Origin of the sequence: Nonlabens sp. MB-3u-79 (assembly GCF_002831625.1) — a bacterium.
Lineage (GTDB): Bacteria > Bacteroidota > Bacteroidia > Flavobacteriales > Flavobacteriaceae > Nonlabens.
The window spans coordinates 1,938,097-1,958,374 of sequence record NZ_CP025116.1 but is presented as its reverse complement, the minus strand read 5'-3'; the positions used below and the strand labels follow the sequence as shown (position 1 = coordinate 1,958,374).

Below are 20,278 nucleotides of genomic sequence, written 5' to 3'. Positions count from 1 at the left end.
GATGAACTTGCCTATTTTAAATATAATAAAGAAGATCTGTACCCTTACAGGTCTTCTTTTGTTTTTGATCTCTTGTAAAAGCAGTCCTGAAGAATATGTCGAAAAAATAGATCTGCAGCCCTCCATCGCTTTACAGAATATGTACCTAGTAGATCTTCAGAGTTGTGCTGATTATGTCGGTGCGTTAACGCGTACTTCTGAAGTGGATAGTTTAAAGTTCTATTTTAAAAAAGCACGAACACAATTTAAAAAAGTAGAACCAGTGCTTTCCTTTCAAGACCAGAATAACTACAGTTTCCTCAATGCACCTAACCTTCTTAAAGTAGAAGAAGAAGACTTGACCGATATCAAGATAAATGAACCCAGCAGCTTTCAAACATTGGAAGAAAATATATTCAGCGATGCGCCAGATATAGATGCTGTTCATAAAACAGCTGGTAAAATTCACTCTAGATTACAAGTGCTTTTAAGAAATACAGATGTAGCTTATTTAAAACCCTATCACGTACTTTGGATCGTACGCAAACAATTAATACGCACCGCGACGACTGGTGTTACTGGTTTTGACTCTCCCGTTTTAGAAAGCAGTTTGATGGATGCGGTTACCGCTTTCGCGAAAGCGGAACAAATCTTAAACCTCTACGATCACAACTTTAAAAAGGAGCCATTGAAAGCTTTATGGCAGGACAAGTTTAGCAGAGCAAAATCCTACCTAACAGAGGGTGATTTTGAAAATTTTAATAGGTACGAGTTTATAAAATCACACATAGACCCCATGCTGGTGTTATGGGTAGAGACAGCGAAAGATTGGCAAGTAAGCTTTCCTTTGCAAATGGCAATAGATAATAATGCAAGCAGCTTGTTCTCAAAAGAAGCTTTGTCATTAGATTTTTTTGCAGGTAGGAAAGTAACGCCGCTTAGTGAGGATAAAATCCAATTAGGAAAAAGACTGTTCCATGACAAAAGTCTTTCTTCTTCTCAAACAGTAAGTTGTGCAACTTGCCATAAAAGTAACCTGGCGTTTACTGATGGGTTAACAAAGTCCAACGGATTGAACCGCAATAGTCCTAGTCTAACATATAGCGCTTATCAACAAGGCTTTTTCTATGATAAAAGATCTGGTAGTCTAGAAGGTCAGATCGTTTCAGTAATTAACAACTCACAGGAGTTTCATTCTGATCTTAAAAGTTTTGCTTCACTAATAGACCAAGACTCTTCTTATATAAAAGAGTTTGAAATAGCTTATGCAACTCCTATTCATCAAAACAGTATTAGGGATGCTATTGCTGATTATGTGCGTAGTCTCAACTATTGGAATTCTAAATGGGATCAAAATATCAGAAATGAGATCAACACACTTACTGCTTCAGAAATAAATGGTTTTAACCTTTTTAACGGTAAAGCAAAATGTGCTACATGCCATTTTGCACCTGTTTTTAATGGAACTGTACCACCAGATTTTATGGAAACTGAAATGGAGCATTTAGGAGTGCCAGAAGCAGCCGTAACAAATAATGCAAGGATTGATACAGATCTAGGTAGGTTTGAAATATACAAAACAGAGAATCGCAAACACTTCTTTAAAACACCTAGCATAAGAAACATAGCTTTAACCAGCCCATACATGCACAACGGTGTTTATAAAACTCTTGAAGAAGTTATTGAGTTTTACAATTTAGGTGGTGGCTACGGGATAGGGATCACAAATCAAGAATACCAAACACTACCAACAGATCCTTTAAACTTAACAGACCAAGAAAAAACAGATCTTATTAATTTCATGAAAACCTTAACAGATGCGGAGTTTGTAAATCAGTAAGACAATATTTATCAGCTAACTGTTTAAAATTCTTAAAGCGCACCTTATTTAGGTGCGCTTTAGTGTTTTTTAGGCTCTTATTATAAAATAAACAAGTACATAAATTGCAAAACAAAAGATCATTGCCAGTATAGATCTCCATAAATACTTTTTTTGTAAATACTTAATAAATAATTTACCTAACTCTGTAGAACGCTCTTTCCTATCCATCTTTTGAAACTCCTTCCTAAAAGAGGATAGGTTCTTAAGCACCAAAAGCAACCAGAAAACAATTAGAAAAACAGGAAGAAAAGTCAACTGCCAGCTCATTTTAAGGAAGATCATTTACTAAAGTAGCCAGCGCTTTACCTACTTGGTTTTCATAACCGTATTTTGGTGCTGCCTCACAAATATGAATATACTTTGGAAATGAGGAAGCCTTTTTAAGAATCCCGTTCATCATATTCCTCAGTTCTTGAAAAGAATAACCCACTGGCGCTTGCGCACTGGAAGGGAAATGAGCCACCACATCCATATCTATTTCTAGCGCAAAATTGGTCGTGTCTACATGCTTTATAGCTTTTAGAACTTCTTGTTGAATTTCAAAATTTTCAAAATCATAAGGACTGTAATCTATCGCATCACTTTGTTCCATCAAATCAATCATGGGCTGACTCAAATAGTTCTCTTGAATTCCAATCATATAATAAGACTTCAAATAGCCTTCTTGAATCGCATGACTAAAACCATTACCACTATGCCTGCCAGCAGTAGCTCTTAAATCAGTATGCGCATCTATATTGATAGAATCTACTGGAACAGAATACCCACTAGCTCTCAATAGCGGATAACTATTATTATGTCCCCCGCCTATAACTATAGGTGTTTTTCCTGATGCTATTATTAAAGAAGCAATTTCACTTACCCGTTGATCCAGTAATTTTACTAGACCGCTCAACTGCGTTCGATCTTTATGAGAAGATGCTACCAGATTTTGAGCTTGTAACATTAAATCTTTAGTAGTGACATTTCCCAAAACACAGAATCGGCTGACATCATTTAAAGAAGTCTGTTGTAAACTTAAAAAAAATTTTAAAAAGGATTCCCAAGCTTCACTTGCTCCTGCTCGACCCAGATTAGCTCTTACACCTATATCTTCAGGAATACCTATAATAAGGTATTTTGCCTTTAACTTAGCAAGTTCCTTTAAATCTTCACAAACTTCAATGGACTGCGCAAAGGAAGCAGCCTCATCTTCAGATTTTACAAAGTTTTCCTTATTTAAATCGCAGCGAATAGAAACATAATGCGCTCGTTTTTCCTTGGTGAATAGTTGAAAATGATCCCTCATATCTTTCTAAATAAATTGACCATTAACAATTACCTTATCGATAACAACTTGACCAAAGTTATATGGTATGGCAGCAATACTCTCTATATTTTTAAAAATCATAAGATTTGCTTTTTTACCTATAGTGATACTTCCCAGCTCCTTTTCAAGTTCTAGTGCATGAGCAGCATTTATCGTAAGGGCATTAAAAGCGCGTTGTGGTGTCATCTTCATTTTTATACAAGCTAAAGAAAAAACAAAATTCAAATTACCAGAAGGCGTGCTTCCCGGATTGTAGTCACTCGCCAAAGACACGGCAATATCCCGATCTATCATTTCATTCACTGGCGCATAATCAAGTCCCAGAAAGAAAGAACAACTAGGTAAGGCCGTTGCAATGGTTGTTGAACCGGAAAGGGCAGTAAAATCTGAAGCCTCCATAACTTCGAGATGATCTACACTTACCGCTCCTGCTCGAACTGCAGCTTCTATCGACCCGATAGAGTTGAACTGATTCACATGCACTTTTGCTTTAAGGCCATAAGCACTTCCTGCTTCTATAATACGCAGCATCTCCTTTACTGTAAAATAATTTTGCTCACAAAAAACATCTATATAATCTGCAAGATGCTCTTCTGCTATTTTAGGTAACATCTCATCAATAATGAGGTTGATATAGGCTTCCCGATCCTCCTTGTAGTTCACTGGAAGAGCATGTGCTCCTAGAAAAGTCGACTTTATTGGGATTTTATGATGGCTATTTGTACCGCTTTCGCGCAAGCGAGACACTACTCTAAGTATTTTTAATTCGCTTTCTACACTGAGTCCATAGCCACTTTTTATTTCAATGGCTGTAGTCCCTTGAGCAACTACTTGATCCAGTCGACAACGCGCTTGTTCAAAGAGCTCCTCTTCCGTCATTTTTTCTAAAGCAGCAGCACTATTTAATATACCACCACCTCTTGCAGCGATTTCTTCATAAGAAAGTCCGTGAATCCTATCCTCAAACTCTTTCTCACGAGTACCGGCAAAAACCAGATGGGTATGACTATCTACATAACCTGGCGTGATAATCATACCTGTGCAGTCATAAACCTCCTCGGCGGGATGAGGATGGTAATTATCCATACTGCCGTAATCTTTAATCAAACCATCTTCCAGCCACAAATAAGCGTTTTTGATCGATGGTAATTCATCCATTTGCTTGCCTCGTAATGGTTGATTTGTTTGTTCCCTAACTTGAATTAATTCCTTAATATTTGTAAAAAGCTTGCTCATATCGTGAAGATAATTAACTCCTGAACAATAAACGGAAATTAAGACCAGCATTTGTAAGTGTTATATTTCACATATAATTTACTTTTAATCATTACAATCTTACTAATTTCGGCAACATGAAAGAAAATAGAAATCCCAACTATGTTTGTGTACATGCAGGACAGTTAAAAGATGAGGTTTATGGTGGAGCGACGGCTCCTATTTACACATCCACTGCTTATGATTACAGAGGTGAAGGCACCAATTTATATCCGCGATATTTTAATACGCCTAATCAAGTTGCTCTTGGTAAAAAGATGGCAGCTTTAGAACATACAGAAGCTGGAATGATATTCGGTAGTGGAATGGCAGCCATTAGCGCGGTATTTATGGCTTTTCTTAAAACTGGAGATCACGTGATCATGCAACGAGCTATTTACGGTGGTACTGCCCATTTTGCAGCAGCAGAGTTTGAAAATGTAGGTATTCAATACACCATGATCGAGCATGTAGATCAAGAAAGTCTGGAAGCAAGTTTGAAACCCAACACCAAAATGGTGTATATAGAAACTCCCAGCAACCCTTTATTAGAGGTTACGGATATGGAATTGGTTTCCGCTTTCGCGAAAGCGAACTCCTTAACAACCGCTATAGACAATACATTTGCCTCACCTATCAACCAGACTCCTGCCGATTTTGGAATTGATATCGTTATACACAGTGCAACTAAATATTTAGGCGGTCACAGCGATATTTGCGCGGGCACCGTTAGTTGTAGCCAAGAACATATGGATAGACTCTGGAAAACTGCCAAAAATTATGGTGGTAGCTTAAGTGATCAAACGGTATGGCTATTAGAAAGAAGTATTAAGACGCTAGCTTTAAGAGTAAAAAGACAGTCTAAAAATGCTCACAAACTAGCTAAATTCTTAGATCAACATCCAGATATTGAAAAAGTAAATTATCCAGGATTAAAATCGCATCCACAACACGAACTCGCTAAAAAGCAAATGAATGCCTACGGTGGTATGATGTCCTTTGAACTAAAAAAACACATCAATTACACTGCTTTCTTAGAAGAACTAGAAGTGATTATGCCTGCTTTAAGTCTTGCAGGTGTAGAAAGTACTATTCTTGCCCCTAGCACCACTTCACACAGCCTGCTGACTGAACAAGAAAGAGAAGAACAAGGTATTTCTGATGGCCTATTAAGGTTTTCTGTAGGTATTGAAGAAACAGAAATTCTTATCGCTGATTTAGAAAATGCGATCGGAAAAAGTCGTAAAAAAAACTAATATGAAATTAGACATACTCGCCGTAGGAGCGCATCCAGACGATATAGAATTGAGCTGTGCCGGAGTCTTACTTAAAGAACAATCCTTAGGTAAAACAACTGGAGTGCTAGACTTAACTAGAGGCGAGTTAGGCTCGCGAGGTAGTGCCGAAATAAGAGATCAGGAAGCTGCTGCTGCTGCAAAAATCCTTAAACTTTCTATTAGAGAAAATCTAGCCTTTAAAGATGGTTTTATAGTAAATGACGAGGCCCACCAATTAGAAATGATCAAAATGATCAGAAAGTACCGTCCAGAAATAGTTCTGTGCAACGCTATTAAAGACCGACACCCAGATCATGCAAAGGCATCTGAATTAACTAGTGTCGGCTGTTTTCTATCTGGCCTACAACGTATAGAAACTAGTTTAGACGGGGAACTTCAGGAACCTTGGAGGCCTAAACAAGTATACCATTACATACAGTGGCTGGATATAGAACCTGATTTTGTGGTGGACATTACTGGCTATATAGATGATAAAATGGCTGCTGTACAGGCTTATAAAAGCCAATTCTATCAACCAGGAGATAAAGGCCCTCAAACACCTATCAACTCAAAAAACTTTTTAGAATCTATAAAATACCGCAGTGCTAACTTCGGTAGACTTATAGGAACGGAACATGCTGAGGGCTTTACGAGCGAGCGACCTCCCGCAATAAAGAGTGTTTTTGATTTGATTTAAATAAATTGAAAAAAAACTATAATTTTACACCCAGTTTTCAGAAATATATTAAATTTGCAATCGCTAAAGGCGAGTGGTTGAATTCTTGAGATCCACTTAAATAAAACTCACATCGATATGGTGATTGTAGCTCAGTTGGTTAGAGCGCTGGTTTGTGGTACCGGAAGTCGCGGGTTCGAGCCCCGTCCTTCACCCTTTAAAGGTCTTAGTTTTTACTAAGACCTTTTTTTATGCCCTAATTTTAAAACTATATACAAGGGATTAAAACTTCCTGCTGATCCCGTTGCAGTTAGTCCTGTACTTTATCTTAGTTACTTAAGAGAATTTTATTTTTTATGATTTTAGGCTTCACGGCACTCTTTAATAAAAGTGCTGACGTATTTATACACTAGATATGCTATGAACAGCAAATACATCCATAAAATAGGCTGTATTAAAAAACAACTAGTAACCAAATAATTGACTCCATAGCTCTCACTAGCTTATTTCCTACAATACCAGACCGTAAACCCTATTAAAATGATAGGGTTTATCGTTTATTTAATTATCATTTGTTAAAACAGATCTGTGAAATACATCAAAAAACGACTGTTTTAACGTAATTCATCGAATAATAAAAATATTATATAAGTAACTAATGTTTAATAAACATCGGCTACAACTGGATTTAACTCTTTAAATGGTCTTATTCATGGTTGAATGATATAATTTGCGCTATTACAAATTTGTAAAATTACTCTAGTTTTAAATCAATAAATAATTAACCCTAAATCTATAATTATGAAAAAATCATTATTCAAAGTCTCTTTACTAGGAATTGCATCCATTGCAATAGTTCTTACCTCTTGTGAGCAAGATCAAGAAGTTACAGTTGACCAGACAAAAAGCACCTTAGAACTTGCTAAAGAACACGCCGAAAAAATCGGTTACAATCCAGACGATATTGAAATTCGCGATTTTTATTTTCCTAACGGAAAAACTGGAGAACGCATCTTTATTGAAGACGATATTGCATTAACAGAAGAGCAATTCTTTGGTTTGGAACAAATTCAAACTTTAGAAAAGCAATACCGCACCTTTAACCTGGTTACTGGAACTAATAGAACTATTGATATCTTAGGATATACCGCAAATAACGCCAACGGATTATCCAGTAAGGCACAAACTGGACTGACATGGGCGGTAGCTAATTACAATAGACTTAGTGGTGTTTCATTAGATCTGAGACTTACTTTTGGAACTAATTTTGAAGCTGCAGATATGGTGGTTTATGATACTTCTAGCAGTAATTCTAGTAGTGGTGGTGTTGCTGGTTTTCCTAGTAACTCTGGAGTGCCAAATAAATTTGTACAAATTTATAATTTAGAAGGTTTTTCCACTAATGTAAATGAGCATGTTATTACTCATGAGATAGGACACTCTATAGGTTTCCGTCACAGTGATTATTTCTCTCGTCAGTCTTGTGGACAAAGTGGAGAAGCTGCCGGTACGGCAGGTGCTGTATATATTCCTGGAACTGCAACTGGATGGGATCCTTCTAGTTTAATGAATGCTTGTTTTTCTGGAAGTACTAGCGGAGAGTTCAATAACAATGACGTTATTGCATTGCAAAACATGTATTAATTTTTTAAGTAACCTCTTCAAATCAAAAGCTCTATCAATATTGATAGAGCTTTTTTAATTTTTAAACTTTTAATGAAACCCTCAGGAAACCCCAACTACAACATGTTATGGTAGTCCATCTCAATAGTCCTCATCCCTTTTATCTTTTTAGGCGAGATTTACTTGGAACAAATGACCTATAAGTGCCGTTAATCCCATAGCAAGCGTTCCCCAAAAGGTAATCCGAAGTACTGCTTTTATTGGGTTAGATCCCCCCGCTCTTGCAGCTACGATGCCGAGCACTGCTAGGAATAAAATAGCAAAAGCGTACTGTATGTATTCCATACCTTTTAAAGGTGCTAGAAAAGCTACTAGTACAGGTAAAAAGCCGCCTACTGTAAAAGCAACTCCAGAAGAAAGTGCTGCCTGCAAGGGTTTTGCTTCAGTCATTTCATGTATCCCAAGTTCATCTCTTGCATGCGCTTCTAGTGCATTATGGGCTGTTAACTGTCGAGCGACTTCCAGTGCTGTTTCGGTCTTTAAGCCTCTTCCCTCGTAGATTTTTGCCAGTTCTACAAGCTCCTCCTCAGGCGTATCTATAAGTTCTTGTTTTTCTCGAGCTAGGTCAGATTTTTCTACATCAGTCTGAGAACTAACGGACACATATTCTCCTGCTGCCATAGATAAGGCACCCGCCACTAAACCTGCAACTCCTGCCAGTAAAACAGGATCCCGTGCACTACTAGCTGCTGCAACACCTATTATGATACTAGCGGTAGAAAGTATACCATCATTAGCTCCTAAGACTCCTGCTCTTAGCCAGCCGCTGCGATTCATGTAATGCTTTTCTATTGTTTGCTCATGCATAATTAATCTCCTATTAAATTAAAAGCGCCTTGGGTCAAGAACTTTGTGTCTGAATCAAAGCTACTCTTATTTTCTATTACCGTAAAACCATTATAACTGCTTTTTACTTCAACTTCTTCTTGATTGAAATAATAGGTGTCGCCTTCCTTTTGATCTAAGACTAAAACATAAAACACGCCATCTACTTCTACTACAGCTTGATTAGGTACCGCTTTCGCGAAAGCGGAATCTGTAATAATACTTGCATCTATAAACATACCCGTTAAAAAATGGGTTTTCTCTTCATTATCTAGATGACCGTGTACTTTAATCGTTCTGTTTTCTTCAATGGATGTACCTACTAAATGCACTTCTGCTTTATAGGTATCTGATGATGCTTCAGGAATTTTAAAGTCAATTTCTTGTCCTTTTTTTACCTTCAGGATATCCTTCTCAAAGACAGAAAGCTCTAAGTGAATATGGTCTGTATCGATGATTTCTAAAATTTCAGTGGCTGGTGAAAGATAACTCCCTTTTGAAATATTCACCTTAGTAATACTTCCTGAAATAGGCGCATAAATACTCACCACAGAACTGATGTTTCCAGCACGCACACTCGATGGTAAGATATTCAGCATTCTCAGCTGTTTATCTAAGCCTGTATGCTTTGCTACGGCAGTTTTGTACTCACTTTCTGCTTTTAAATAGCTTTTTTGAGAAGTAATATTTTCAGCCTTCATACGTACTTGTCTATCATACTCCGATTTGAGATAGGAAAGTTGTTCATTCACTTCCATATACTCTTGCTGTAACCTTATAAACTCTGGATTTTCTAAGGTTACGAGTACTTGGCCTTTGCGCACTACATCTCCTACTAATAAAGAGGTTGTTTTAATATAGCCGCCCATAGTAGCGTTCACTACGGCTCTATTTTCTGGAGGTACATCAATCATACCGTTGACAGAAACAATATTAGGAAATGATTTTTCTTCTAGGACTCCTAAGATCATGTTGCTTTGTTCAAATTGCGCTTGCGTGATCTGAATGCGGTTATCAATAGCAGCAGTGCTTTCGACTTCTGCTAGGTTAGATGGGTTACTTTGCTCGCCACAACTGTAAAGGGCAAGAGTTAGACTAAAAGTTATTATGGTATATATATGACGTTTCATAACGTGTTATTTATAGGGTTAGGTAATTAATGGCAATAATGGTTTGATTGTATTCCTTGAGTTTATCGAGATGGCCTAGTTTGATATCATAAGCACTTTCTAAACTTTGGATGTACTGGTAAAAATCTATTTCACCATTTCTAAAACTACCATCAGCTGTTTTTAAAATTTCTTCAGAAAGCATGTTGCCCTCCTTCTCATAATAATCTAAAGCCTCTTGAAGCTGGGTGAGATTCACTTGTAACGCATCCAGCTTGGCACTTAATTGGATTTCATATTCGCTAGATTCTGCTGTGGCGATATCTTCTGCTATTTTTGCTGCTTGAATTCGAGAAGATTGTCCACTAAAAAGTATAGGGATTTTCAAACCAAATTGATACCCATATAGATTGCCATTCAATTGAGAATTGGAACCTTGAAAATAATTCAGACTGATATCAGGTAGCAATTTTTGCTTTTCAAAACGGCTTTCTGCTTCTAACAAGGCTATTCTACTCTCATAAAAACTGATTTCTGGGCTCTTCCCTATTTCTAGAGTACGCATACTTACCTTGAGAGTGGGCTCTCTAGCGATAGCAATAGCTTCATCTACTTGAATTACTTTTAGTAAACTGCGGTAGGCAAGACTGACCTCTTTTTGAACTTGTGTGTAAGCCAGATGGATTTGCTTTTGTTTAGAGGTCGCAGTAATTTTTTCAAGATAATTGGTCTCCCCCAGCTCAAATCGTCTGGTTGCTATCCTAGAAAAATTAGTATATAAACTATCTAATTGCTTATAGGTATCTTCCTTTTCTTTAGAGATTTGATAATTATAATAAGCCGTTGTCACTTGACGTTTCATTCCCTTTTCCTTGATATCGTATGCGTTTAACACAAGGGTAGAATTGGCTTCGTTCCGTTTCTTTTCAGAAAAATAAACCGTTGGGAAACTGAAATTTTGCTGAATTCCAAAAACTCGTAACGGCTGATCATTAAAAGCTAAGTTGTTCTCATCAAAATGATAATAAACTTCGGTTTTATCAAAACTAAAAGCGCTATTGATCAAGGCATCAGATTGCTCTACCTGTAAAGCGCTCGCTTTTAACCCTTCATTATTTTGAATCGCAAGCGGTATCAACTCTTCTAGAGTTTTAGGTTGTTGCTGTGCTTGTACATTCAATGAAAACAATAAAACCAAGACACTTGCACCAGCGATAGCCTTTTGAGAAGAGCCTTTCTTCTTTTCTTTAGGTGGTGTATAGAGATAGGCGTACAATACGGGCAGTACAACTAAGGTGAGTAAAGTAGCAGTTATTAAACCGCCTATAACCACGGTGGCTAGTGGACGTTGTACCTCAGCACCGGCGTTTGTAGAAATTGCCATTGGCAAAAATCCTAATGCAGCTGCAGAAGCGGTTAACAATACTGCTCTAAGCCTATCTTTAGTCCCTTGTTTTATTAAAGCTTCCATACTCTCAAACCCTTCTTTTTGTAATTCTTTAAAATGCTCTATCAGTACAATTCCATTCAATACCGCAATACCAAATAAGGCGATAAAACCAACTCCAGCAGAGATACTAAATGGCAAATCTCTTATCCATAATAATAAAATACCTCCTACAGCGGCAAGTGGTATTGCCGAGTAGATCATCAAAGCCTCTTTCACTGATTTGAACGCAAAGTATAAAAGCACAAATATTAAGACAAGCGCTATAGGTACAGCAATCATTAATCGTGATTTAGCACTTTGAAGGTTTTCAAATTGGCCACCGTAAGTGATAGAATACCCCACGGGCAACTTTACGTTTTCATTGATGAGTTTTTGTATGTCGTCAACTACAGATTGCAGGTCCCGATTACGCACATTGATCCCTACTACTATTCTACGTCTGGTATTATCTCTAGATATTTTAGCAGCTCCTTTTTGGTAACTGATATCTGCCAGTTCACTCAAGGGTATTTTACCACCAGCCGGCACATCTACATACAAGTTTTTAAGATTGTCTATATCTTGACGTTTGTTTTTATCAAGTCGTACTACAAGATCAAATCGCTTTTCACCTTCAAAAACACTTCCTGCTATTTTTCCAGCAAAGCCCATAGATATCATATCATTCAGCTCTTGAATATTAAGTCCGTATCTGGCGATTTTAGCACGATCGTATTGCACACTCATTTCTGGTAACCCAGCTACTTTCTCCACAGAAACATCTGCTGCACCTGGCACATTTTCAATTAAGGCACCTATTTCACTTCCTTTTTTAGCAAGAATTTCTAAATCTTCACCAAAAATCTTTACAGCAATATCTGCTCGCACTCCTGTAATCAATTCATTGAAGCGCATCTCAATAGGCTGTGTAAATTCTACTTCCATTCCAGGAATCACGGCAAGGGCCTCTTTAAACTTATCTGCCAACTCATCTTTTGAAGAAGCAGAGGTCCATTCTGATTTAGGTTCTAATACAATAATCACATCACTTTCTTCCATAGACATAGGGTCTGTGGGAACCTCAGCAGCGCCTATACGGGTGACTACTTGCTTGACCTCAGGAAATTGTTTGATGAGTATCTGTTCTATTTCTGTAGTTATTTCTATGGTTTTGCTCAATGATGTTCCTGTTTTCAATATGGGCTGAATCACAAAATCACCTTCGTCTAATGTGGGAACAAACTCCCCTCCCATAGTCGAATACAGAAAGATGGAGAAGGCTAATAAACCTATCGCAATTCCCATTACTATTTTTTTACTTTGTAAAGCCCAATGGATCACAGGCTCATATACTTTATTGAGCCACTTCATTAGTCTAACAGATATATTTTTATCTGTTGCCGTAGATGGTTTTAAGAATATAGACGCTACAACAGGAACATAAGTAAAACAAAGAATCATCGCCCCTATCAATGCAAAACTAAAGGTCAAAGCCATAGGCTTGAACATTTTTCCTTCTACGCCATCCAACGATAAAATAGGAATGAATACGATCAGAATGATCAGCTGTCCAAAAATGGCAGAGTTCATCATTTTGGACGCGCCATTAAATGTGATTTTATCTTTTAATTCTTGTTGTCCCGCTTTCGCGAAAGCGTTAATCTCAGCCTTCTTTCTAGTGATTTCAAAAGCTATAAACTCAACAATAATCACCGCGCCATCTATAATGATCCCAAAGTCAATAGCGCCCAGACTCATCAAGTTAGCATCTACCCCAAAAACATACATTAAAGACAAGGCAAAAAGCAAACACAAAGGAATAACTGAAGCTACCACCAGTCCCGAACGGAAGTTACCTAAGAGTAATACCACCACAAAAATCACAATCAGACAACCTAAGATTAGGTTTTCACTGACGGTAAAAGTGGTCTTTGCTATAAGTTCGCTTCGATCTAGAAAGGGATTGATATAAACACCTTCTGGTAATGATTTTGAAATAGAAGCCACGCGTTCTTTTACAGCGTCGATCACCTTTTTAGAATTAGCGTCCTTAAGCATCATTACTTGACCTAGGACTTTCTCACCTTCGCCATTTCCTGTAATCGCTCCAAAGCGTATGGCATTTCCAAAACCTACAGATGCCACATCTTTAATATAGATAGGAATGCCGTTTTTATTGATCACAACGATGTTCCTTATGTCTTCTAAGGAGGAAACAAGTCCTTCACCTCGAATAAAAAAAGCTTGATTTACCTTTTCAATATACCCACCACCAGAAACACTATTATTCATCTCCAAAGCCGTAAAAACATCTCGTGCTGAGATCTCCATAGCATTTAACTTTTCAGTATCTATAGCGACTTCGTACTGTTTTAAAAGTCCGCCCCAAGTGTTCACCTCAACCACCCCTGGTATCCCTGAGAGTTGGCGTTTTACGATCCAATCTTGAATAGTCCTCAGATCTTCGGCGGTATATTGATCTTTAAATTCTGGTTCTACATCAAGAATATATTGATATATCTCGCCCAAGCCTGTGGTGATAGGCCCCATTTCTGGTGTTCCAAAACCTTCAGGTATTTTATCTGAAGCCGATTTGATTTTTTCGGCTATGAGTTGTCTGGGTAAATAGGTTCCCATATCGTCTTCAAAGACAATGGTAACCACTGATAAACCAAACTTAGAAACCGAACGGATTTCCTTTACTCCAGGTAAGTTTGCCATTTCCAGTTCTACAGGATAAGTAATGAATTGCTCCATATCCTGAGTAGAAAGATTGCGGGAGGTGGTGATGACCTGTACCTGATTGTTGGTAACATCTGGCACGGCACCTATAGGAATTTGTGATAAAGAATACAGCCCAAATCCTACAATAAAGGCGGTAAATAAAAGAACAACAAACTTGTTCTTTAAACTAAAATTAATAATATGTGAAAGCATTTTGTCATAATATAATACACATGAATATAACCATAACACGAGGATGTTAGGGATCTTAAAAATAATCCAGAATAATTTATGAAAGCCTCGGCGGCTGGAAAAGTCCTTCTAAGTGTAGGGATGAGGAAGGTTCTTGGTAATAGAAATTATGTTCATTAAATTCTGGAAGTTCCATACTTTTAAATTCCTCATTAAAAGAATTTAAAATAAAACTGGAAATGGAAGAAAGGTGGCATTGGTGCTGGAATGGCAATTGCTCGTGATCTTCTTTTTCTTCTTGGTGATCTATAGCGTGGTCTGCCTTTAGTTCTCCATAATGCTTTGCAATAAATACCAGTATCCCGTCGCCATATTGCTCGTTATGAAATTGTGCATGCTCCATAAGTTCATCTATCTGAGATATATCATTAGCATGAATCCCAAAGCTTTGCATCAGGATGATTAACGAAATAGAAAAGGAAAATATCTTTGTCACTCAACAAATATAACAAATTTAAAATGTTCCAATAAGCAACCAAAATTACTTTAAGTAATTATTAAATCTTTGAAGTTATCTAAAGTAGAAGCAATGTTCAAAACATCAATATGACATAGCAAGCTGTTCTATAAATACCCACAATACCTCAAACGGAACTTTCTAGAGACCCACACCTATAAAATTTCAAAGATGAATAAGGTACGAGAACGCTACCCAAGGTGTGAATTGGAATACAGTATAGCATTTCGTTTCTATATGGAACCCGTCAAGGTTTTTTATGCTGTAGGCATTGTATTGACAGAGGCTACTTATGATTATGTTACTTCTTTTAGGGCAGGCAAATCCTCCTTTGACTATCTTTATCGCGATAGTAGCTGTATACAAATCCGTATGAGCACATCTCAATTTTAAGTACCACCCGCAGATAGCTGAAAATTACTAATGATACAAGAGCTTAAAGAATATTACGGATCACAGTTTGAACTGCCGCTTATAGAAGAAATTAATAATGTAGCTACCTTTATGGAAGTTCCTGCTGGCCAGGATTTAATGAAGCCAGGTCAGTATATCAAATCCATGCCCCTACTACTTTCTGGAAGCATTAAGATCATGCGACCAGATAAGGAAGGCAATGAACTATTACTTTACCATCTAGAACGTGGCAATACCTGCGCCATGACAATGACTTGCTGTGTAGGAAATACTAAAAGTGAAATACACGCAGTAACAGAGACCCCTGTAAAATTACTCATGATTCCTGTAGCTAAAATGGAAGAATGGTCGAGCAAGTATAAGACATGGCGCAACTTTGTTTTTGCTAGCTACCATACTCGCATGATGGAACTTCTTGAAAGTATAGATAATATTGCCTTTAATAATATGGATGAGCGTCTGGAAAACTACCTCAACGATAAAATTAAAATCTTGAACAGCAAGCATATTTACACCACCCATAAAGATATAGCTGCAGACTTGAACACCAGTCGTGTCGTGATATCCAGGTTACTTAAAAAGATGGAAAATATAGGTAAAATAGAACTGCACCGCAGTTTTATTGAGGTCTTGTAACTTTTGTTACGAAGCATTGCTTTTATAGACATTACCTTTAAACAATAAACTTCTTTAATGGAAAGCATCGAAATACTTGGATATATAGGAGCTCTTTTTATAGGACTTGTTTTGGGGCTCATAGGTGGTGGTGGTTCCATACTTACCGTTCCTATTTTAGTTTACGCCCTAGCATTTAATCCTGTGCTAGCCACCGCCTATTCTCTTTTTGTAGTAGGAGCTACATCACTAGTAGGCGCTGTTAAAAATATGATGAAAGGAATGGTAGACTTTAAAACAGCTATCATTTTTGCAGTTCCCGCATTTATAGCGGTATACCTCACTAGAGCTTATTTAATTCCTGCGATTCCTGAACAACTTTTTACATGGGACGACTTTCTGGTCACCAAAAATATTGCTATAATGCTATTTTTTGCATTCATCATGCTGCTGGCATCTGTATCGATGATACGCAACAGACGCAAAGAGCCTGAGGAAGAAAGTAGTATTGTCTATAATTACCCACTCATCATTATAGAAGGTCTTGTAGTAGGGGTCATTACGGGAGTTATAGGTGCTGGCGGTGGTTTTTTAATCATTCCTGCCTTGGTGTTACTCGCTAAATTACCTATGAAAAAAGCAGTAGCTACTTCCCTATTTATCATCGCTATTAAATCACTTATAGGCTTTTTAGGTGATGTGAAAAACCTAGAAATAGACTGGACTTTTTTACTCTCCTTTACCGCAATTTCCATTGTTGGAATATTTATTGGCATTTGGCTCAATAAATTTATTGACGGTAAAAAGCTAAAAAAAGCTTTTGGCTGGTTTGTCCTCATCATGGGCCTCTATATTATTTATAAAGAGCTCATTATGTAACATTAGTTACTGATAAAAAGGCTTCTATGCACTACTTTTATAGTATTCCTTTCGCTTTCTGTGTTGTGTTTCGCTTTCGCGAAAGTGAAAAAACACTCCAGCTTGCGACGGATTAAAATAAATGAAAATGAAAATAGAGCAAATTTACACGGGTTGTCTAGCACAAGGTGCTTATTATATAGAAAGTAATGGAGAGGTTGCTATTATTGACCCATTAAGAGAGGTCACTCCCTATCTCGACAGGGCAAAAAAAGATGATGCAAGAATCAAATATATCTTTGAAACCCATTTCCATGCCGATTTTGTTAGTGGTCATGTGACCCTTTCCAAAAAGACTGGTGCTCCTATAGTTTTTGGCCCAAATGCAAACCCAACTTTTGATGCGATAATTGCAAAGGATGCACAAGAGTTCCCACTAGGCGATGTGAGCATTATAGCGCTGCACACACCTGGTCATACCATGGAAAGCACCACTTATTTATTGAGGGATGAGCAGGGTAAAGACCATGCTATTTTTAGTGGTGACACCTTGTTTTTAGGTGATGTGGGCAGACCAGATTTAGCTCAAAAAACAGGGGTGCTTACCGAAAAAGACTTAGCAGGCTTTCTTTATGACAGCTTGCGCAATAAAATAATGCCTCTTGCAGATGATGTTATTGTATATCCTGCCCACGGTGCTGGATCGGCTTGTGGTAAAAACATGATGAAGGAAACTGTAGACACTTTGGGCAATCAAAAACAAATGAATTATGCCTTAAGAGCAGACATGACCAAAGAGGAATTCATCGATGAAGTTACGCATGGATTAGTAGCACCTCCACCATATTTCCCGCTTAACGTCCAAATGAATAAGGAGGGTTATGAAGACATTGATCAAATACTAAAAAGAGGAACTCAAGCGCTTTCACCTAAAGCTTTTGAAGCTGCTGCTAACGAAACTGGCGCTGTTATTTTAGACGTACGTTCTCAAGATGAGTTTGCTCAAGGACATATTCCTAGGTCTATTTTTATAGGTCTTGACGGTAGTTTTGCCCCTTGGGTTGGCACTCTTATTGCCGATGTGAAACAGCCCTTACTCCTAGTTACTGCACCAGGTCGTGAAAAAGAAACCCTCACACGACTTTCTCGAGTAGGCTTTGACCATAGTATAGGCTACTTAGATGGTGGTTTTGAGACGTGGAAAAAAGCTGCGATGGAATACGATACAGTAGCATCTATAACAGCTAGCCAATTTGAAAAAGAAGAAAATGAAAGACATTTGCCCGTCTTTGATGTGCGTAACGAGAGTGAATACCTTTCTGAACATGTGGTAGATGCAAAAAACACACCTCTTGAATTTCTTAATGATCATATAGCTTCCTTTCCTGAACAAAGCTTTTTTGTGCATTGTGCTGGTGGGTATAGAAGTATGATAGCGGCCTCTATTTTAAAGAGTCGAGGTGTTCATAATTTAATTGATGTTAAAGGAGGCTTTAAAGCCATTAAAGAGACCGGGATAAAAACAACAGATTATGTATGCCCGTCAACACTTTAAAAGGATTGATGATATTGCCCTTTGGTACAAGCGAGAAGAAATTGACCGTTTTCTAATGCAGTAATACCTGTGAGACTGCGGTATCAATTAGACACTTCATTTAAAAAAATAATTCCATGCCCCTAACTAAAACACTACTAATATTGTCTTTTTTAAGCAGCCTTTTTGGTGCAACAGCTCAAGATAACACTGCTATTAAGATACTTTCTGCCACCGAATTTAAACAAGCTATTTCTAAGGACAGTGTTCAATTGCTAGATGTTAGAACCGCACCTGAATTTCAGAGCGGCCATATCAAAGGGGCTGTAAATATTGACTTTTTAAAATCTAAGCTTTTTATAGAAGGAATCCATAAACTGGACAAAGAAATGCCTGTATACCTGTACTGCCGTTCTGGAAGTCGCAGCAATAAAGCCGCAAAGCAACTCATAAGTCTTGGGTTCCAAGAAATCTATGATTTAAAAGGTGGGTACTTAGGCTGGAACTAATTAGTTGAAGTGGCGCCTTAGAAAAAATAAAATATGTTATGGAAAAGTCAGACCTATCTCTTACAGATAAATTAGCTATTGACAGAACAAATCTAGCTAATGAACGCACATTTTTAGCCTATTTCAGAACATTCATCGTATTCATAAGTTCTGGTTTTGCCATAATCGAACTAGATATTTTAACAGATATCAGATGGGTAGGTTTTATACTGATCAGTATAGCTCCGCTCCTATTTTTAATAGGCTTGCTCAGGTTTTTTTATGTAAAAAAAGGAATTAAGAAATATTATTAATTTTCTCAAATAAGAAAACAGAAATAAATCAGCCTGCCGTTTTAATGCTTATGATTTTGTTAGTATCACTAGCATAAGCAGTTGATATCTAGTTCCCCTTTACCCTATTCCACAAGTCAGCTAGCAACTTTTTACCGTCACTGGTGTCTTTTTCTACCTCCGTAAAGTTGATGTTTCCAGTAGGATCAACCTCTATTTTGTATTGAAATACAAAGTTTTGTGATTTTGGTGCCATACTTAAAGTTCCAAATCGCAAATCGTTAAAATAAAGCTGGTCATTCTTTTTGGTGATCGTATACCAATTCTCTGTAATAGCAATCATGCGCTGTACAGATTCATTTTCAATGAGGCCCCCTAGTAGCTCATGGTTCTTAGGATAACTTTCAAAAGTGATGGGTTGGGTGTCAAAAAAAGAATAATTACCCAATAAGAAAGCTTTTTCTGTTTCTACATTGGCGCTCCATAGTACCGTATTTAATGGAGCTGGTCTGGTGTCTATTTTTAAGTAATCAATATGTTGGTTTTTTAAAGCAGCTTCGAATTGGGAAAAAGCACTGGCTTTTAAAAAGAAGGTAGTGAGTAAATACAAAGAACTAACTAAGAGCCCGATTCTATTATAAAAAGATCTTTTTTTAGAGCTTCGTTTTTGTCTTAACGTCAATATTAAAAACACTAGAAACGGGAGTGTATACAGCGGATCGATAACAAATATGGTCTTAAAAGCCAGCCTCAAATCAAATGGCCAAAACAATTGTGTTCCCCAAGTGGTATGTGCATCTAATATGGGATGAGTTACAAATGCCCAAAAAAACAACCACGACCAACCTTTAAAATCTTTATAGGTCTCATAACGAGAAACCAACCAACCTAGAATGGGTGCAAAAAGTACCGAAAACACAATAGAATGTGTGAATCCGCGGTGTATGGAAAGAGCGGTTACCGTATCTGTAAAGTAGGAAGCCGCTACATCTAAGTCCGGTATAGTTCCAGCAATAGCTCCATAGAGCATCGCTTTGTTCCCTATTTTTTTTCCTAAAACAGCTTCACCAACAGCTGCCCCTAATACTATTTGAGTAAGTGAATCCATAGAATCCGTAAATTTAAGGCATGCACTTCAAACGAATCTTATAAAATTGGGATTGGACTATTTTTTTTAGAGCTGTGTGACATAGGTCACATAAAACTTTAATTAGGTGAGC

17 protein-coding genes and 1 tRNA gene are annotated in these 20,278 nt (G+C 37.4%); 11 read left to right on the top strand and 7 right to left on the bottom strand.

The window, feature by feature from the left end; translation table 11 throughout:
• Position 1 precedes the first annotated feature (1 nt).
• The gene (locus CW736_RS08620; RefSeq protein WP_198519311.1) at positions 2-1,819 is read left to right on the top strand and encodes a cytochrome-c peroxidase; all 1,818 of its coding nucleotides are present in this window, start codon (positions 2-4) and stop codon (positions 1,817-1,819) included.
• A 310-nt stretch (positions 1,820-2,129) separates the two neighbouring features.
• Here the strand turns inward: CW736_RS08620 and CW736_RS08610 are convergent, their stop codons facing one another.
• Both CW736_RS08610 and hutI read right to left on the bottom strand, forming a co-directional pair.
• Entirely contained in the window at positions 2,130-3,149 is a 1,020-nt protein-coding gene (locus tag CW736_RS08610; protein WP_101013565.1) for a formimidoylglutamase, read from the bottom strand.
• 6 nt (positions 3,150-3,155) lie between these two features.
• Positions 3,156-4,406, bottom strand: coding sequence for an imidazolonepropionase (hutI, locus tag CW736_RS08605; protein WP_101013564.1), 1,251 nt, complete (start codon positions 4,404-4,406; stop codon positions 3,156-3,158).
• A gap of 116 nt (positions 4,407-4,522) precedes the next feature.
• On the opposite strand from hutI, the gene CW736_RS08600 reads away from it, so the two are divergent.
• The 4 genes from CW736_RS08600 to CW736_RS08585 all read left to right on the top strand — a co-directional run bounded on the left by CW736_RS08600 (position 4,523) and on the right by CW736_RS08585 (position 8,021).
• Entirely contained in the window at positions 4,523-5,680 is a 1,158-nt protein-coding gene (locus CW736_RS08600; protein WP_101013563.1) for a trans-sulfuration enzyme family protein, read from the top strand.
• A 1-nt stretch (position 5,681) separates the two neighbouring features.
• Positions 5,682-6,398 carry a bacillithiol biosynthesis deacetylase BshB1 gene (gene bshB1, locus CW736_RS08595; RefSeq protein WP_101015086.1) on the top strand — a complete coding sequence of 239 codons (717 nt, stop codon included), beginning with the start codon at positions 5,682-5,684 and terminating at the stop codon, positions 6,396-6,398.
• A 119-nt stretch (positions 6,399-6,517) separates the two neighbouring features.
• Positions 6,518-6,593: transfer RNA gene (locus CW736_RS08590), tRNA-His, on the top strand.
• 585 nt (positions 6,594-7,178) lie between these two features.
• Positions 7,179-8,021 carry a M57 family metalloprotease gene (locus tag CW736_RS08585; RefSeq protein WP_101013562.1) on the top strand — a complete coding sequence of 281 codons (843 nt, stop codon included), beginning with the start codon at positions 7,179-7,181 and terminating at the stop codon, positions 8,019-8,021.
• Between the two features lie 147 nt (positions 8,022-8,168).
• Here CW736_RS08585 and CW736_RS08580 read toward each other — a convergent pair whose 3' ends face one another.
• The 4 genes from CW736_RS08580 to CW736_RS08565 all read right to left on the bottom strand — a co-directional run bounded on the left by CW736_RS08580 (position 8,169) and on the right by CW736_RS08565 (position 14,835).
• Positions 8,169-8,867 (bottom strand): VIT family protein, encoded by a 699-nt coding sequence (locus CW736_RS08580; protein WP_101013561.1) that lies wholly within the window; start codon positions 8,865-8,867, stop codon positions 8,169-8,171.
• Positions 8,868-8,869: 2 nt separating this feature from the next.
• Positions 8,870-10,015, bottom strand: coding sequence for an efflux RND transporter periplasmic adaptor subunit (locus CW736_RS08575; protein WP_101013560.1), 1,146 nt, complete (start codon positions 10,013-10,015; stop codon positions 8,870-8,872).
• 10 nt (positions 10,016-10,025) lie between these two features.
• Positions 10,026-14,360 carry a CusA/CzcA family heavy metal efflux RND transporter gene (locus tag CW736_RS08570; protein WP_101013559.1) on the bottom strand — a complete coding sequence of 1,445 codons (4,335 nt, stop codon included), beginning with the start codon at positions 14,358-14,360 and terminating at the stop codon, positions 10,026-10,028.
• Between the two features lie 76 nt (positions 14,361-14,436).
• Entirely contained in the window at positions 14,437-14,835 is a 399-nt protein-coding gene (locus CW736_RS08565; protein ID WP_101013558.1) for a hypothetical protein, read from the bottom strand.
• Between the two features lie 192 nt (positions 14,836-15,027).
• On the opposite strand from CW736_RS08565, the gene CW736_RS14050 reads away from it, so the two are divergent.
• From CW736_RS14050 to CW736_RS08540, 6 genes are all read left to right on the top strand, one after another.
• A complete protein-coding gene (locus tag CW736_RS14050; RefSeq protein WP_157810914.1) occupies positions 15,028-15,249 on the top strand; it encodes a hypothetical protein in 222 nt (73 codons plus the stop codon).
• A gap of 30 nt (positions 15,250-15,279) precedes the next feature.
• Entirely contained in the window at positions 15,280-15,906 is a 627-nt protein-coding gene (locus CW736_RS08560; protein ID WP_101013557.1) for a Crp/Fnr family transcriptional regulator, read from the top strand.
• 57 nt (positions 15,907-15,963) lie between these two features.
• Entirely contained in the window at positions 15,964-16,764 is an 801-nt protein-coding gene (locus CW736_RS08555; RefSeq protein ID WP_101013556.1) for a sulfite exporter TauE/SafE family protein, read from the top strand.
• A gap of 127 nt (positions 16,765-16,891) precedes the next feature.
• Positions 16,892-18,298, top strand: a complete 1,407-nt coding sequence (locus CW736_RS08550) for an MBL fold metallo-hydrolase (RefSeq protein ID WP_101015085.1) — start codon at positions 16,892-16,894, stop codon at positions 18,296-18,298.
• A gap of 116 nt (positions 18,299-18,414) precedes the next feature.
• The gene (locus CW736_RS08545) at positions 18,415-18,786 is read left to right on the top strand and encodes a rhodanese-like domain-containing protein (RefSeq protein WP_101013555.1); all 372 of its coding nucleotides are present in this window, start codon (positions 18,415-18,417) and stop codon (positions 18,784-18,786) included.
• A gap of 38 nt (positions 18,787-18,824) precedes the next feature.
• Entirely contained in the window at positions 18,825-19,079 is a 255-nt protein-coding gene (locus CW736_RS08540; protein ID WP_101013554.1) for a DUF202 domain-containing protein, read from the top strand.
• Positions 19,080-19,167: 88 nt separating this feature from the next.
• Here CW736_RS08540 and CW736_RS08535 read toward each other — a convergent pair whose 3' ends face one another.
• On the bottom strand, positions 19,168-20,166 hold the full coding sequence (locus CW736_RS08535; protein ID WP_101013553.1) for a metal-dependent hydrolase: 999 nt from the start codon (positions 20,164-20,166) through the stop codon (positions 19,168-19,170).
• Positions 20,167-20,278 lie beyond the last annotated feature (112 nt).